Annotated in this window: 16 protein-coding genes; 9 read left to right on the top strand and 7 right to left on the bottom strand. The window is 63.2% G+C overall.

From position 1 onward, the window contains the following. Nucleotides 1-107: 107 nt before the first annotated feature. Nucleotides 108-248, bottom strand: coding sequence for a DUF1127 domain-containing protein (locus NP945_RS20655; RefSeq protein ID WP_013529236.1), 141 nt, complete (start codon nucleotides 246-248; stop codon nucleotides 108-110). Nucleotides 249-408: 160 nt separating this feature from the next. Beyond that, complete coding sequence (locus NP945_RS20650; RefSeq protein WP_256747392.1) at nucleotides 409-1,419, bottom strand: NAD(P)H-quinone oxidoreductase; 1,011 nt, start codon at nucleotides 1,417-1,419, stop codon at nucleotides 409-411. A 123-nt stretch (nucleotides 1,420-1,542) separates the two neighbouring features. Between NP945_RS20650 and NP945_RS20645 the strand changes: the two genes are divergently transcribed. From NP945_RS20645 to NP945_RS20635, 3 genes are read left to right on the top strand one after another with little or no spacing between them, the layout of a single operon-like run. Continuing rightward, nucleotides 1,543-1,737, top strand: coding sequence for a DUF1192 domain-containing protein (locus tag NP945_RS20645; protein ID WP_023810953.1), 195 nt, complete (start codon nucleotides 1,543-1,545; stop codon nucleotides 1,735-1,737). Further along, nucleotides 1,704-3,074, top strand: coding sequence for an MFS transporter (locus tag NP945_RS20640; RefSeq protein ID WP_348628944.1), 1,371 nt, complete (start codon nucleotides 1,704-1,706; stop codon nucleotides 3,072-3,074). Before NP945_RS20645 ends, NP945_RS20640 begins: the two co-directional genes overlap by 34 nt. A 32-nt stretch (nucleotides 3,075-3,106) precedes the next feature. Further along, complete coding sequence (locus NP945_RS20635; RefSeq protein ID WP_013529232.1) at nucleotides 3,107-3,370, top strand: helix-turn-helix transcriptional regulator; 264 nt, start codon at nucleotides 3,107-3,109, stop codon at nucleotides 3,368-3,370. 6 nt (nucleotides 3,371-3,376) lie between these two features. On the opposite strand, the gene NP945_RS20630 is transcribed toward NP945_RS20635, so the two are convergent. Together NP945_RS20630 and NP945_RS20625 are read right to left on the bottom strand one after the other, a co-directional pair. Then, complete coding sequence (locus NP945_RS20630) at nucleotides 3,377-4,033, bottom strand: glutathione S-transferase family protein (protein WP_256747391.1); 657 nt, start codon at nucleotides 4,031-4,033, stop codon at nucleotides 3,377-3,379. 105 nt (nucleotides 4,034-4,138) lie between these two features. Further along, nucleotides 4,139-4,969 carry an alpha/beta fold hydrolase gene (locus NP945_RS20625; protein WP_256747390.1) on the bottom strand — a complete coding sequence of 277 codons (831 nt, stop codon included), beginning with the start codon at nucleotides 4,967-4,969 and terminating at the stop codon, nucleotides 4,139-4,141. A gap of 99 nt (nucleotides 4,970-5,068) precedes the next feature. Between NP945_RS20625 and NP945_RS20620 the strand changes: the two genes are divergently transcribed. From NP945_RS20620 to NP945_RS20610, 3 genes are all read left to right on the top strand, one after another. Continuing rightward, nucleotides 5,069-5,590, top strand: a complete 522-nt coding sequence (locus tag NP945_RS20620; protein WP_256747389.1) for a helix-turn-helix domain-containing protein — start codon at nucleotides 5,069-5,071, stop codon at nucleotides 5,588-5,590. Between the two features lie 77 nt (nucleotides 5,591-5,667). Continuing rightward, on the top strand, nucleotides 5,668-5,901 hold the full coding sequence (locus NP945_RS20615; protein ID WP_027037125.1) for a hypothetical protein: 234 nt from the start codon (nucleotides 5,668-5,670) through the stop codon (nucleotides 5,899-5,901). 150 nt (nucleotides 5,902-6,051) lie between these two features. Beyond that, complete coding sequence (locus tag NP945_RS20610; RefSeq protein ID WP_256747388.1) at nucleotides 6,052-6,483, top strand: heme-binding protein; 432 nt, start codon at nucleotides 6,052-6,054, stop codon at nucleotides 6,481-6,483. A 78-nt stretch (nucleotides 6,484-6,561) separates the two neighbouring features. Here NP945_RS20610 and NP945_RS20605 read toward each other — a convergent pair whose 3' ends face one another. From NP945_RS20605 to NP945_RS20595, 3 genes are all read right to left on the bottom strand, one after another. Continuing rightward, nucleotides 6,562-6,963 (bottom strand): hypothetical protein, encoded by a 402-nt coding sequence (locus NP945_RS20605; protein ID WP_023810946.1) that lies wholly within the window; start codon nucleotides 6,961-6,963, stop codon nucleotides 6,562-6,564. 245 nt (nucleotides 6,964-7,208) lie between these two features. Then, the gene (gene rpmF, locus NP945_RS20600; RefSeq protein ID WP_008834724.1) at nucleotides 7,209-7,391 is read right to left on the bottom strand and encodes a 50S ribosomal protein L32; all 183 of its coding nucleotides are present in this window, start codon (nucleotides 7,389-7,391) and stop codon (nucleotides 7,209-7,211) included. Between the two features lie 139 nt (nucleotides 7,392-7,530). After that, the gene (locus tag NP945_RS20595) at nucleotides 7,531-8,292 is read right to left on the bottom strand and encodes a transglycosylase domain-containing protein (RefSeq protein ID WP_256747387.1); all 762 of its coding nucleotides are present in this window, start codon (nucleotides 8,290-8,292) and stop codon (nucleotides 7,531-7,533) included. Nucleotides 8,293-8,514: 222 nt separating this feature from the next. On the opposite strand from NP945_RS20595, the gene NP945_RS20590 reads away from it, so the two are divergent. The 3 genes from NP945_RS20590 to NP945_RS20580 all read left to right on the top strand — a co-directional run bounded on the left by NP945_RS20590 (nucleotide 8,515) and on the right by NP945_RS20580 (nucleotide 12,856). After that, nucleotides 8,515-9,432, top strand: a complete 918-nt coding sequence (locus NP945_RS20590) for a polyprenyl synthetase family protein (protein WP_256747386.1) — start codon at nucleotides 8,515-8,517, stop codon at nucleotides 9,430-9,432. 161 nt (nucleotides 9,433-9,593) lie between these two features. Then, the gene (locus NP945_RS20585) at nucleotides 9,594-10,400 is read left to right on the top strand and encodes a class I SAM-dependent methyltransferase (RefSeq protein WP_256747385.1); all 807 of its coding nucleotides are present in this window, start codon (nucleotides 9,594-9,596) and stop codon (nucleotides 10,398-10,400) included. A gap of 116 nt (nucleotides 10,401-10,516) precedes the next feature. Next, nucleotides 10,517-12,856 carry a response regulator gene (locus NP945_RS20580; RefSeq protein WP_128307235.1) on the top strand — a complete coding sequence of 780 codons (2,340 nt, stop codon included), beginning with the start codon at nucleotides 10,517-10,519 and terminating at the stop codon, nucleotides 12,854-12,856. The last annotated feature ends 19 nt before the right edge of the window (nucleotides 12,857-12,875 follow it).

Raw genomic sequence — 12,875 nt, 5'->3', positions numbered from 1 at the left:
ACAAAACCCGCCGGACTGAGTCCAGCGGGCTCGGAACCGCGACAAAAATCGTCTGGTGCGGCTCTGGCTTCCACGGCTTGGTCCGCCGGAGCGGACCAGACGTGGCTTTAGATAGCCCTGCGGGCGATCTTTTCGATGTCGGCGCGGTTGATGCCGAGATCGCTGAGCTGACGTGCGTTGAGACGGTTCAGTTCGCGGACGGTCTCGGTGTACATACGCCAGTTACGGAAAGCGCGGATCGGGTTCATGGTAGTCCTCCAAATTGATGTTCGTTTCGATGGTGCTCAAATAGGCGTCATCGATGAGGACTTGAATGGCTGATTTTGCATAGCAATAATGCAAATGCTGCATTGCAGCATTAAGCTTCTGTTCATCTTGTAGGCAGCGAGGCGCTGACCTCGCTCGCTGTCAGCCGACGTCGAGCACGATCTTGCCGATGTGTTCGCCGTCCTCCATGCGCTCGTGCGCCCGCCAGGCTTCGCTGAGCGGGAAAATCATGTCCATGACAGGAGCAACCTTGCGCGTGCCGAGCAACGGCCACACCTGCGCTTCCAACGCTGCCGCGATCGCCGCCTTGAACTCGACGGTTCGCGGCCTCAGCGTCGACCCGGTGTGGGTAAGCCGCTTGACCATGATTTTCGAAAAATCCGCGCTTGCGACAGCGCCGGCCTGCACGGCGATCTGGACGATCCGACCCTCAACCGCAGCGGCCTCGTAGTTACGCCCCACATAGTCGCCGCCGACCATGTCGAGGATGACATTGGCGCCCTTGCCCCCCGTTGCCTCCTTGACCGCGGCGACGAAATCCTCCTCGCGATAGTTGATCGCCCGGTCTGCGCCGAGCTTCAGGCAGGCGTCGCATTTCTCCTTGCTGCCCGCAGTGGTGATGACATAGGCGCCGAAGGCCGAGGCAAGCTGGATCGCCGTCGTGCCGATGCCGGACGAGCCGCCATGGACGAGCAGCGTCTCGCCTTTCTTGAGGCCGCCACGCTCGAACACATTGTGCCAGACGGTGAAGTAGTTTTCCGGCACCGCCGCGGCTTCGGTATGGGTGAAGCCGGCGGGCAACGGCAGCACGCTCCCGGCATGCACCTTGACATATTCGGCATAGCCGCCGCCGGGCGTCAGCGCGCAGACGCGGTCGCCGATGCGCCAGCGCGATATGTCGTCGCCAAGGGCCGCCACTTCGCCCGACGCCTCGAGGCCCGGCAGGTCCGACGCGCCGGGCGGCGGCGGATAGGCGCCCTTGCGCTGCTGGATATCGGGCCGGTTGACGCCGGCGGCATGCACCTTGATCAGGATCTCGCCGGGGCCGGGCTGCGGCACGTCGCGTGTTTCCGGCTTCAGGACCCGAGGGCCACCCGGCTCCGAGATCGCGATGGCCGTCATCCTTGCCGGAATTTTCTGTCCGCTCGCCATGAGATTTCCCGTCTTTCCTCGCCGTTGTCCGATCGGCTGTTTGCATCGACGCCCCTGCCCTATGTATGCTGATTGCCAAATCAGGCAAATGGCCAATCTGGTCTTGGCGGAGGAGGAGCGACGATGGCGATCTTCGACGACGAACCCAAGAAGAAGGCACGCCCGCACGAGATCGGGCAGGACCTGTCACTGCTTTCCGTCAGCGACCTGACCGAGCGGATCGGTATCCTGCGCGACGAAATTGCCCGCCTGGAAGCCGAACTCAAGGCCAAGGACACCACCAAATCCGCGGCCGAAGCACTGTTCCGCCGCGGATAGGCGCGCTGGCGCAAAGCCCGCCGCCGAAAAGCCCGAATGCGGCTGTCTTCAGACCCAGCGTCCCCGCCAAACCTGAGCCGGATCAAACAATGTTCGCAACCTACCGACCGATCCTCTCGCTGCTTCGCGGCACCGCTTTCCTGCTCGCGGCATCTGGATTGCATGGACTGCTCTTGCCCCTGCGCGGTCAACTGGAAGGTTTCTCGACCGCATCGCTCGGCCTGATGGGCACGGCATGGGCCGGCGGCTTCGTCACCGGCTGCTTCTTCGCACCGCGCATCGTGCGCCGCGCAGGCCACGTTCGCGCCTTTGGCGCCTTTGCCGCATCCGGCGCCATCGTGGCGCTACTGACCGGGCTGATCATCGACGAATATGTCTGGATCCTGCTGCGCGCCTTCACCGGCTTCACCATGGCCGGTGCCTTCATGGTCATCGAAAGCTGGCTGAACGAGAAGGCCACCAACGAGAACCGCGGCACCGTCTTCGGCCTCTACATGATGGTCACTTATGCCTCGATCATGGGCGGGCAGATGATCGTCGCCGGCGGCGACGTGAAGTCCGCATCGCTGTTCATGATCACCGGCATCCTGTTTTGCCTATCGCTCATTCCGACGGCGGTCTCGACCGCCTCTCACCCCAAGCCGCTGCAGGATGTCTCACTTGATGTCAGAGGCCTTTATGCCAATTCGCCGGTGTCGGCGGTCGCTTGCGTGTTGATCGGCATCGCCAACGGCGCCTGGGGCACGCTTGGCGCCGTCTATGGCGCCCGCATCGGCATTTCCACGGCCGAGATCGCCCTGATGATGAGCCTTGTGGTCGTTGCCGGTGCCGCCATGCAGCTTCCGGCCGGGCGTCTCTCCGACAAGACCGACCGGCGTTTCGTGCTGGCGGGAGCGGCTTTCGGCGGGGCTTTGTTCGCGCTCTTGATCTTTCTGTTCGAGCCGCGCTCCGGCGTCTTCGTCATCGTCTTCACTGCCGCCTATGGCGCCTTCGCCTACACGCTCTATTCGATTGCCGTGGCGCATGCCAACGACCACGCGCGCTCGGAGGATTTCGTCAAGGTATCTGGCGGGCTGTTGCTGCTCTACGGCTTCGGCACGATGATTGGACCCTTGCTCGCCGCCGCTTTGATGGGCTGGATGCGCCCGGAAGGTCTGTTCCTGGCGACCGCCTTGGCGCATCTCTGCCTGGCGGGCTACACGCTGCTGCGCATCAGCCGCCGCGCGCCGGTGCCGATCGGCGATCGTGATGCCTTCAAGACGCAGCCGGCCGACCGTTCGGTCACCCCGGAAGCATTGCGGCTCGATCCCAGAAGAAAAGCAGAAGCAGACGGTTGAGATTCGAAAGGCTTTGCCTCACTAATACAGGCATGATGTTTTCCGACGCCTTCATGGCGATTGCCGATCCCAATCGGCGCCATCTTCTGGAAGAACTTCGCCGCGGCCCGAAAACCGTCACCGAACTGGCCGCCGGCTTGCCGGTCTCGCGCCCGGCTGTGTCGCAACATCTGAAAGTGCTGCTCGATGCCGGCCTGGTCCACGCCAAGCCGGAAGGAACAAGGCGCGTCTATACGGTAAGCGGCACCGGCTTCCTCAAACTCAACATCTGGCTCGATCAGTTCTGGGAAGCCTAACCCCGATCAACCGTTGTTGTAGGGGAAGAACTTGAAGTAGGGCTGCGCCTCCTCGATCACCCGGGCGAAGGCGGAGCGCTGCAGCAGCCGGTCATGGTAGCGTTTCACGGTCGGATACTTGTCGCCGAACGGCTCGACCTTGTTGGCATAGAACAGCGCCGGGGACGCTGCGCAATCGGCCATGGTGAAGGTGTCGCCCATCGCCCAGATCTTCGACTGCATGTCTTGTTCGATGATGGCATAGGAATTTCGAAGCTGGTCGCAGGCCTGCTCGACGCCGAACGGGTCGGTCTTGTCCTGCGGCCGCAACCGGTCGCCAACGATCTTCTGCATTGGCTCCTGCACATAGAAATCATAGAAGCGATCGGTCTGGCGGACGGCCAGCGCCAGATCGATGTCGGCGGGAACGAGGTCAACCGGCCCCGGATAATGCGCGGCCAGATATTCGACAACAATGGTCGATTCCAGCACCGTGCGGTCGCGCGCATCGTCGCGCAGCGCCGGCATCTTGCCGGCCGGCGAAATCTTCAAGAAGGCCGCGCGCGACTGAGCATCGCCAAGGTCGACGATGACAGGCGTGAACGGCGTGGCGTTCTCGTACAGCGCGATCAGCGGCTTCCAGCAGAAGGAGGCCAGCGGATGGAAATGAAGCGTCAGGGACATTTTTTGCTCGCCTGTTTCCTGGTTTACGGTGGCCGGCGCCGGGCACGCTCGTCATAGGTTAAACACTGCGGCAAGCATTGTCCGCCAAGACCTGCTTTGGCCGCTTCAAGCGGCGTGGGCGACGATGCCGGCAACAATCATATCCCAGTCGTTTGGATGCAGCTCGTGGCCGCCACCTTCGATCCGGATGATTTTCGCGCCGGTGACCGCCTTCCCCAGCGCCTCGCCATGTTCGACCGGAAAGACCGGATCGGCCGTGCCGTGGATGACCAGCAGCGGCGACGCGATCTCGTGCAGGCGGCCCTTCCAGGCGTCGCCGCCCCTGAGCATGAAATGGTTGGTGGCGCTCAGGAAGCCGCCGGAGCGGTCGTAGTCTTGCTCGACGAAGGCACGCATCCGGGCTTCGTCGAATGGGTGCGCGATGCTGGCGATCGCCCGCGCGTCCCTGACGATGAAATCGATCACCTGGCCACGGTCCGACCACTCGACTTTGGCGCCCTCGGCCGAGTGTTCCATGTAGGCTTCGGTCGTCCCAGGAAGGCCGGATGTGTCGATTCCCACCGGCGAACTGCTGATCACGGTCAGAGAAACGACACGGGACGGGTGTTCCAACGCCACAAGTTGCGCGATCATGCCGCCCATCGACATGCCGACGACATTCGCCTTGCCGATACCGTGGTCGTCGAGAACGCGCATTGCATCGTCGGCCATATCATCGAACGTGTAGGGCGGCTCTCCCGGCTTGTATTTGGTCGAACGGCCGCTATCGCGATTGTCGTAGCGGATCACGAACAGGCCGGCACCGGCCAGTTTCCGGCAAAACGCCTCCGGCCACCACAGCATCGAGGCCATCGCTCCCATGATCAGCAACAGCGGCGGGTTCGCCGGATTGCCAAAGGTCTCGGATATGATCTTGGGGCGTTGGGTGGTCGTCATGGCGCAGTCTCCTCTCTGCAAAACTGATTGCATTTTGCAATCGGTTGCACGATAATAAAACCGATACGATAATGCAACTGGTTTTGGAGAAAAAATCTCATGAGCATGGATCGCCGGTCCGGATGTCCGATCAACCTGTCGCTGGAAGTGTTCGGCGATCGCTGGAGCCTGATCATCCTTCGCGACATGATCTTCGGCGGCAGGCGTCATTTTCGCGAGCTGCTCAACGGATCGATGGAAGGCATCGCCTCCAACATCCTCGCCGATCGGCTGAAGCGGCTGATGGAACTGGGCATGCTGACCAAAGCCGACGACCCCTCGCACAAGCAGAAGGCGATCTACAGCCTGACCGAAATGGCGATCACGCTGGTGCCGATCCTGGCCCATCTCGGCGCCTGGGGCCGCGTCTGGCTGCCGGTCAGCGAAGAACTCTCGATCCGCGCCGAACTTCTGGAAAAGGGCGGACAGCCGATGTGGGACAAATTCATGGACGAGTTGCGCCATGAACATCTCGGCAAGCCGCTCGATACCGCGTCGGATCCTTCTGTCCGCGCCACCTTGCAGGCCGCCTATGAAGCCCTGGTTGCCAGCAAGGCTCTCGCCGCCGACTCTGCCGCTTGACCAACTTATTTTCCCGTTTGGGGGCCGGCTCTGCTAGAAGAAGCGGAAAATCACAATTCACGGGATTGGATAAGGTCTTGGTTGAGAACTCTCGGGATGCTGCCCGCGCACGCGCCGACCTGCGCTTCAAGAAGCAGGAAGAGGCGGCAACCGTCCGCCAGAAGGCGATGGCCGAATACGTCGCCGAGAGCGACGCCCGCCAGGCCAAGACCAACAAGCTGCGGGCGCTGCGTCTCGCCAAGGAAGCCGAAGACCTCGCCAACGCGCCGGCGGAACCTGCCAAGAAGCCGGCCCGCGCCAAGAAAAAATAACCTGAAGCCGCACAGGCACCAACTCCTATCCGGGAGGCTGTGACGGTCGCTTCCATCCCACCTTTCACGCGAAGCAATTTCAACCGAAACCGGGATGTTATCTCGCCCGTCGACGGTCGATGATCGACGCCTTTCAGACAGGAGACCGCCATGACCGCACTGCCGCTCGAAAAAGCCAGGCAAATCATCGATGCCGCCTTTGCCAAGGGCTCCGATCTCAAGCTTAAGCCGCTTGGCGTCTCAGTGCTCGACGCCGGCGGGCATCTGGTCGCCTTCCAGCGCCAGAACGGCGCCTCGTTCCTGCGCCCGCAAATGTCGGCCGGCAAGGCCTTTGGTGCGCTCGCCATCGGCATGGGCTCGCGCAAAGTCGAGGCTTTCGCCAAGGAGCGCCCGCACCTCGTCGCCGGCATCTCGGACGTCTCTGGCGGACGCGTGCTGCCGGTCGTCGGCGGCGTGCTGATCCGCGACAAGACTGGCGCTATCATCGGCGCCGTCGGCATTTCCGGCGACACCTCGGACAATGACGAAGCCGCGGCCATCGCCGGCATCGAGGCCGCCGGCTTCACCGCCGATCCGGGCTGAGCGTCGGGGACGTTACGGGCGTTTCCGACAACTGTCAGCGCAAGCGCCCGTCAAACTTCCGCCTTCCGCGCTGGGGACCTAATTCAGATTGATGTCCCGGCTGGCCGATCGCATCGACACTGCGAATCCGGCCAGCACGTCGAACAGCGCGATGACCATCAGCGTGAAGAAGACGGAATGGGCCGCGCCCTTCACCAGCAGGAACTCGACCAGGAAGGCCACGAACACCAGCGTCGACAGAAGATGGTCCATGATCGAGGCGTTGGTCGTGCGCACCGACTTCGCCATTTCGAGGAACAGGAAGACCAGCCCGATCAGTATCATCAGGTCGCCCAGCGTCATCGAGAACACGCCGCCCGACATCATACTGAAGGAGAAGACCTCGCTCGCCCAAGGATCGTCACCGCTGCCGAAAATTCCCAACAGTCCGAGGTTGTAGAGCACGAAAGGCACGATCAGCAGCGGAATGGCACCGAACATCTGGCGTCTCCATGTGGGGGCAATCCTTTGTAGAATGCGCCACAGGCACGCCGTCAAGATGTTTCGATGGCAGCGTTGAACACGGTCGAAGACCGCACGCAACAACCATGTCAGCCGGTTGCCGGCCGAAGGATTTGCAACGCCTGCGGTGCACGCCTCGAAATGCGCTGCCGGCCGGCCCAAACGCAAAAGGACCAGCCACCGGCCGGTCCTTATGGAAATTCAAACCTTTGAAAAAGCTGGGCTCAGCTTTCCTTGGGCGTCAACACCTGACGACCGCGATACATGCCGGTCTTCAAGTCGATATGATGCGGACGGCGCATTTCGCCGGAATTCTTGTCCTCGACATAGGTCGGGGCCTTGAGGGCGTCGGCCGAGCGGCGCATGCCGCGCTTGGACGGAGAGGTTTTACGTTTCGGAACGGCCATGGATATGCTCCACTACATGGTCAAAAGCCCGCCCGCCCTCGTGAAAGGGCCATGTCGGGGCCTAAATCTGAGAAAGTCGGGTGCCTATACACGCCCTGTGCCGTTTTGGCCAGCACTGGCGCGAATTTTTTTGGATCGGCTAGCGGAGACAACCGACATAGGCGCCGGAGCGGCCGGCGCGCCGCTCGATCAGATTAGCGAGCCGCCTCAAGCCAGGCCCGGGTTTGGCCGGATTGCGGGCGATCGGATTTGGCAAGGAGACCGCAAGCAAGGCGGCCTGCCGTCGCGACAGCTGTTTTGCCGAAACGCCAAAATGGTGCTGTGCCGCAGCCTCGATGCCGTAGATGCCCGGCCCCCACTCGGCGATGTTGAGGTAGATTTCCATGATGCGCCGTTTCGACATCACCGCATCGAAATAGACGGCCAGCGGCAATTCGACCACCTTGCGCACCGAGCCCAGCGGCCGCGACCACAGAAACAGGTTCTTTACCGTCTGCATGGTGATGGTCGAGGCACCGCGCGTCGCTTCGCCGGCCAGCGCGTCGTCGACGACGCCTCTCAGCTCGCCGAGATCGACGCCACGATGAAAGCAGAACTGCCCATCCTCCGACATGATGACGGAATTGGCCAGCACCGGCGACACGTCGTCGAGCGACACCCAGCGGCGGTCGTAGCCGGAGAACCTCGCCAGGTCCTTCAACATCAGCGTCGAGACAGGATGCACGAAGAACGGCAGGTAGAGAAAGGTCAGCACGACCGGAATCAAAGCCAGCACCGCAGCCACGACGATGCCGCGCCGGACCCAGCGTTTGAGACCGCGGCGATTTACGCCTCGCGATCTCGTCGCCATGTCCAGCTTTTCGGTTTCATGATCGACGATCGGTTCCGCCAAGCCGCCCAACCCGTGCCAGAGAGCTCGTTTTGAAACGCGCTCCTGTGAGTCATGTGACGGTGTTTTCGAGAACCGGAGCGGAGCGTACATTAGAGTACGCAAGCACCGGAAGCGCAGAAAACGCCCTCAGATGACCGCAGGAGCAGAGTTTCCAAACGGGCTCATACTGCTCCGGCATAATGGCGCTTGCCTTCTTGCGCAACGTCTGAGTGTCGGCTACCGGTCCCGGCCATGACGAATGACGACCAAATGGCGTTCGAAATGGCGCTCATCCGACGCGCTGCCGCCGTCGAGGTGCTGCTGCGGCGGCTGCTCGACGACCGCGCGCTTTCGGGCGAGATCGCCCGGCCTGAGCGGTTGATGGCAGCCATGCGGCACGGCGTGCTGAACGGCGGCAAGCGCCTGCGGCCCTTCCTGGTCATGGAAAGTGCCGCCCTTTTTTCCGCCGATGGCGAGGCGACACTGCGTGTCGCCGCCGCACTTGAATGCGTGCATTGCTATTCGCTGATACACGACGACCTGCCCGCCATGGACGACGATGACCTGCGTCGTGGCCAGCCGACCGTGCACAGAGCCTTCGACGAGGCGACCGCCATCCTGGCTGGCGATGCCTTGCTGACGCTGGCCTTCGACGTCATCGCCGGCGAGGCGACCGCCCTGCCCGCGGAGCGGCGGGCGGCCCTGGTGCTGGCGCTGGCCCGCGCCGCCGGACCCGGCGGCATGGTCGGCGGCCAGAAGCTCGACCTCGAAGCCGAACAGACGCCGCCGGACGAGGCCGGCATCGTCCGGCTGCAGGCGATGAAGACTGGCGCTCTGATCCGTTTCGCCTGCGAGGCAGGTGCCCTCATCGCCGGCGCCCCGGCCGATGACCGCGAGCGGCTGGCCGAATTCGGCTCGGCGATCGGTCTTGCCTTCCAGCTTGCCGACGACCTGCTCGATTTGACCGCCGATGCCAGCCAGATGGGCAAGGCAACCGGCAAGGACGCCGCCGCCGGCAAGGCGACGCTGGTGGCCTTGCATGGTGCGAATTGGGCTCGCAACCAGTTGCACGGCCTCGTCGAGCAGGCGCATGCACTGCTTGATCCTTATGGCGACGACGCCCAGTTGCTGAAAGAAGCGGCAACGTTCGTGGCGACCCGCACCAGTTGAGGTTGGCGCCAGCCGAGATATCGAGCTGACTAAAGTTCGCTCATCCTCCGCCGGCCAATTCAGAAATAGAACTTGAGCGGAAGCCTGCCGAGGCAGAGGATCGACATCGCTTTGCCATCCGCACGGCACGCACGCGGTGCGGGTAGAGTTGGAGGGGTGCCATGTCGACCACCGACAAGCTGTTCAGCGGTTCCATTGCCGAGGTCTACGACCGGGCGATGGTGCCGCTGATCTTCGAGCCGTATGCACGGGATCTGGCAGAGCGGGTGTCGAAGCTCGGGCCGCAATCGGTGCTCGAAGTGGCGGCGGGCACCGGTGTGGTGACACGTGCGATGGCAGCAAAGTTGCCGGCGCAAGCCCGCATCGTGGTCACCGACCTCAACCAGCCCATGCTCGACCACGCGCGCACGCGGATGGCGGACGATCCTCGGATCACCTGGCGGCAGGCCGACGCCCAGGCGCTGCCCTTCGAGGACGCAGAGTTCGACGCCGTGGTTTGCCAGTTTGGCGCGATGTTCTTCCCCGATCGGGTGGGCGCCTACGGCCAAGCGCGGCGGGTGATGCGGCCGGGCGGGCACTTCCTGTTCAACGTCTGGAGTGCCATCGAAGACAACGAGTTCGCCGAGGAAGTGACGCGGGCGCTCGGCCATTTTTTCCCGGCCGATCCGCCGCGCTTCATGGCGAGGACGCCGCACGGCTATCACGATGCGGACGTCATCCGCGCCGACCTTCATGCCGCCGGCTTCGGTAACATCACCATAGAGCCGCTGGATGCCGTCAGCGCCGCTTCGTCGCCATATGAGGCGGCCACGGCCTATTGCCAGGGCACACCCCTGCGGGCTGAGATCGAGGCGCGCGGCGGCTCGCTGGAGGAGGCGACGCGATACGTGGCGAATGCCCTTGGGAAACGGTTCGGGGAAGGCCCGGTGCGTGGCCGCATCCGCGCCCTCGTCGTGGAAGCGGTCTAGGCGCGCTGTCCATCCGGCGGTTCGCATGGCCTGCCTGCCCTCTCACGAACGAAATTTTAATGTAAATGAAGCGTAATCCCGGCCATTAAAATGGTGCGTATGTGTTGGGGTTGCGCATGCCTGAATATTCGTCCTTCATCCGGTCGGTCCGGATCCGCTATATTTCAGGGTTGCTGATCTTCGCGCTGGCTTCCGCCGGTATCGTGATTGCGCTTGACCGCGTCAATTCCTTTCGCCGCGACATCGATGCGCTGAGCAGCAATCTCGTCATCTTCACCCGCGACCTGCGCAACGCGACCAGCTTCGCCGAGACCACCGGCACCGCCTGGCGGGCGGAGACACGCGATGCCCTGACCACATCGGCGCGCGGCCATTCGGAGCGCCTGACCGGCGAGATCGAGACGCTGACCGCCCAGCTTGCGGCGATCAAGCCGCGGCTGTCGATCAAGACCGTCAACGAACTCCAGTCCGCTTCCGTCAACGGCGATCTGTTCTGGTCGCCGCGCGACATGGTGCGCAATTTCAACCTGATGTCGATGGCGCAAAAGGTCGACGAGTGGAGCTATCGCGAAATCCGCAACCAGAACGACCTGTTCGCCCAGCCGATGCTGGTCCGCGTCCGCACCGCCATGGATGATGAGCGCCACCTGGCCGATGCCTCAAGCGACAGGCTGCTGCTGTGGGCGAGCGGCATCCTGTTCGCGGCACTTGCCATCGTCGCCTTCTGGATCTTCCGCCCGATGGAAGTGGCAATCCGCCGCGCCTTTGCCGAATCCGCCGAATCCCTGTTCAAGGCCGAGGCCGCCGACCGCGCCAAATCGGAATTCCTGGCCAATATGAGCCACGAAATACGCACGCCGATGAACGGTGTGCTCGGCATGGCCGAACTGCTGGCCAAGACCGATCTGACCCCGCGCCAGAAGACCTTCACCGACGTCATCGTCAAATCCGGCAACGCGCTGCTCACCATCATCAACGACATCCTCGATTTCTCCAAGATCAATGCCGGGCAACTCACTCTCGACCCTGCTCCCTTCCGCCTTTCCGAGGCGGTCGAGGATGTGGCGACGCTGGTCTCGGCGCGCGTCGCCGAAAAGAACCTCGAACTGATCGTGCGTGTCGACCCGCGCCTGCCGGCCCATGTCGTCGGCGACGCCGGCCGCTTCCGGCAGATCATCACCAACCTGCTCGGCAATGCCGTGAAGTTCACCGAGAAGGGTCATGTGCTGATCGATGTCGGCGGCGAGATCGTCAACGACGTGGTCCAGCTCAAGGTCCGCGTCGAAGACACCGGCATCGGCATACCGGCCGAGAAACTGCAGAACGTGTTCGAGAAATTCGCGCAAGTGGACGGCTCGTCCACCCGCCGCCATGAGGGCACGGGGCTGGGCTTGGCCATCGCCGCCCGCCTCGTCGACCTGATGGCAGGCAAGATCGGCGTCGAAAGCGAGATCGGCCGTGGCTCCGTGTTCTGGTTCGCTGTGCCGCTGCCCGCGCATCAGGCCGCGGCGCGCGACGAGATCGTGCCGGTCGACGTCACCGGCGCGCGCGTGCTGGTCATCGACGACAATCCGGTCAACCGCGAAATCCTGCTCGAGCAGCTCAGAAGCTGGAGCTTCGACTGTGCCGCCGCCGAAAGCGGCGCCGTCGGCCTGGCCTTCCTCGACCGCGCCTTTCAACTCGGCGCCGCCGTCGACTGCATCATCCTCGACTACCAGATGCCGGGCATGAACGGCGCCGACGTCGCCAGAGCCATTGCTTCCGACAGCCGCCTGTCGGCCATCCCGATCGTTATCCTGACCTCGGTCGACCAGGTCGATTTCGGCAAGATGATCATCGACTTCGGCATTGCCGCGCATCTGACCAAACCGGCGCGCTCCGCGGTGCTGCTCGGCACCGTCATCTCGGTGATTCAGAAGGCCCGTTCGCAGGTCGGCAAGGCGCGGTTCGTCCGCGAACCGATCGTGCAGGCTCCCCTGGCAGCGCCGCCCGCCTTCACCGTCATCCGCGGCCCGGCAATGCCGGTCGCGGCAGCGCCGGAATCGACAACCGCGCCGAACGGACCGATCGACATCCTCATTGCCGAGGACAATGACGTGAACCAGTTGGTCTTCGGCCAGATCCTCAATGGGTTGGGCTTGAGCTACCGTATCGCCGGCAATGGCCGCACGGCGGTCGAAATGTACCGGGCGCTGCGCCCCAAGCTGATCCTGATGGACGTTTCGATGCCCGAAATGAACGGCTACGAGGCGACCCGCGCCATCCGGGCGATGGAGGTCTCGACGGGCGCCCACATCCCGATCATCGGCGTCACCGCGCACGCGCTGAAGGGCGATCGCGACAAGTGCATCGATTCAGGCATGGACGACTATCTGCCGAAGCCCGTTTCGCCCGACCGCCTAGGCACCAAGATCGGCACCTGGCTCAGCGAGACCGTCGTGGCCAAGACCGCCTGACTGCATCCATGAGGATGCG

Source organism: Mesorhizobium sp. LMG17149 (genome assembly GCF_024518695.1).
Classification (GTDB): domain Bacteria; phylum Pseudomonadota; class Alphaproteobacteria; order Rhizobiales; family Rhizobiaceae; genus Mesorhizobium.
Note: the sequence above shows the minus strand (reverse complement) of the source record. Positions and strands in the feature narration are given on the sequence as shown.

What these genes read in the sequence shown, in the direction of transcription:
- NP945_RS20655 (WP_013529236.1), bottom strand. Translation starts at nt 248, where the DNA reads ATGAACCCGATCCGCGCTTTCCGTAACTGGCGTATGTACACCGAGACC.
- NP945_RS20650 (WP_256747392.1), bottom strand. Translation starts at nt 1,419, where the DNA reads ATGGCGAGCGGACAGAAAATTCCGGCAAGGATGACGGCCATCGCGATC.
- NP945_RS20645 (WP_023810953.1), top strand. Translation starts at nt 1,543, where the DNA reads ATGGCGATCTTCGACGACGAACCCAAGAAGAAGGCACGCCCGCACGAG.
- NP945_RS20635 (WP_013529232.1), top strand. Translation starts at nt 3,107, where the DNA reads ATGATGTTTTCCGACGCCTTCATGGCGATTGCCGATCCCAATCGGCGC.
- NP945_RS20630 (WP_256747391.1), bottom strand. Translation starts at nt 4,033, where the DNA reads ATGTCCCTGACGCTTCATTTCCATCCGCTGGCCTCCTTCTGCTGGAAG.
- NP945_RS20625 (WP_256747390.1), bottom strand. Translation starts at nt 4,969, where the DNA reads ATGACGACCACCCAACGCCCCAAGATCATATCCGAGACCTTTGGCAAT.
- NP945_RS20620 (WP_256747389.1), top strand. Translation starts at nt 5,069, where the DNA reads ATGAGCATGGATCGCCGGTCCGGATGTCCGATCAACCTGTCGCTGGAA.
- NP945_RS20610 (WP_256747388.1), top strand. Translation starts at nt 6,052, where the DNA reads ATGACCGCACTGCCGCTCGAAAAAGCCAGGCAAATCATCGATGCCGCC.
- NP945_RS20605 (WP_023810946.1), bottom strand. Translation starts at nt 6,963, where the DNA reads ATGTTCGGTGCCATTCCGCTGCTGATCGTGCCTTTCGTGCTCTACAAC.
- rpmF (WP_008834724.1), bottom strand. Translation starts at nt 7,391, where the DNA reads ATGGCCGTTCCGAAACGTAAAACCTCTCCGTCCAAGCGCGGCATGCGC.
- NP945_RS20590 (WP_256747386.1), top strand. Translation starts at nt 8,515, where the DNA reads ATGACGAATGACGACCAAATGGCGTTCGAAATGGCGCTCATCCGACGC.
- NP945_RS20585 (WP_256747385.1), top strand. Translation starts at nt 9,594, where the DNA reads ATGTCGACCACCGACAAGCTGTTCAGCGGTTCCATTGCCGAGGTCTAC.
- NP945_RS20580 (WP_128307235.1), top strand. Translation starts at nt 10,517, where the DNA reads ATGCCTGAATATTCGTCCTTCATCCGGTCGGTCCGGATCCGCTATATT.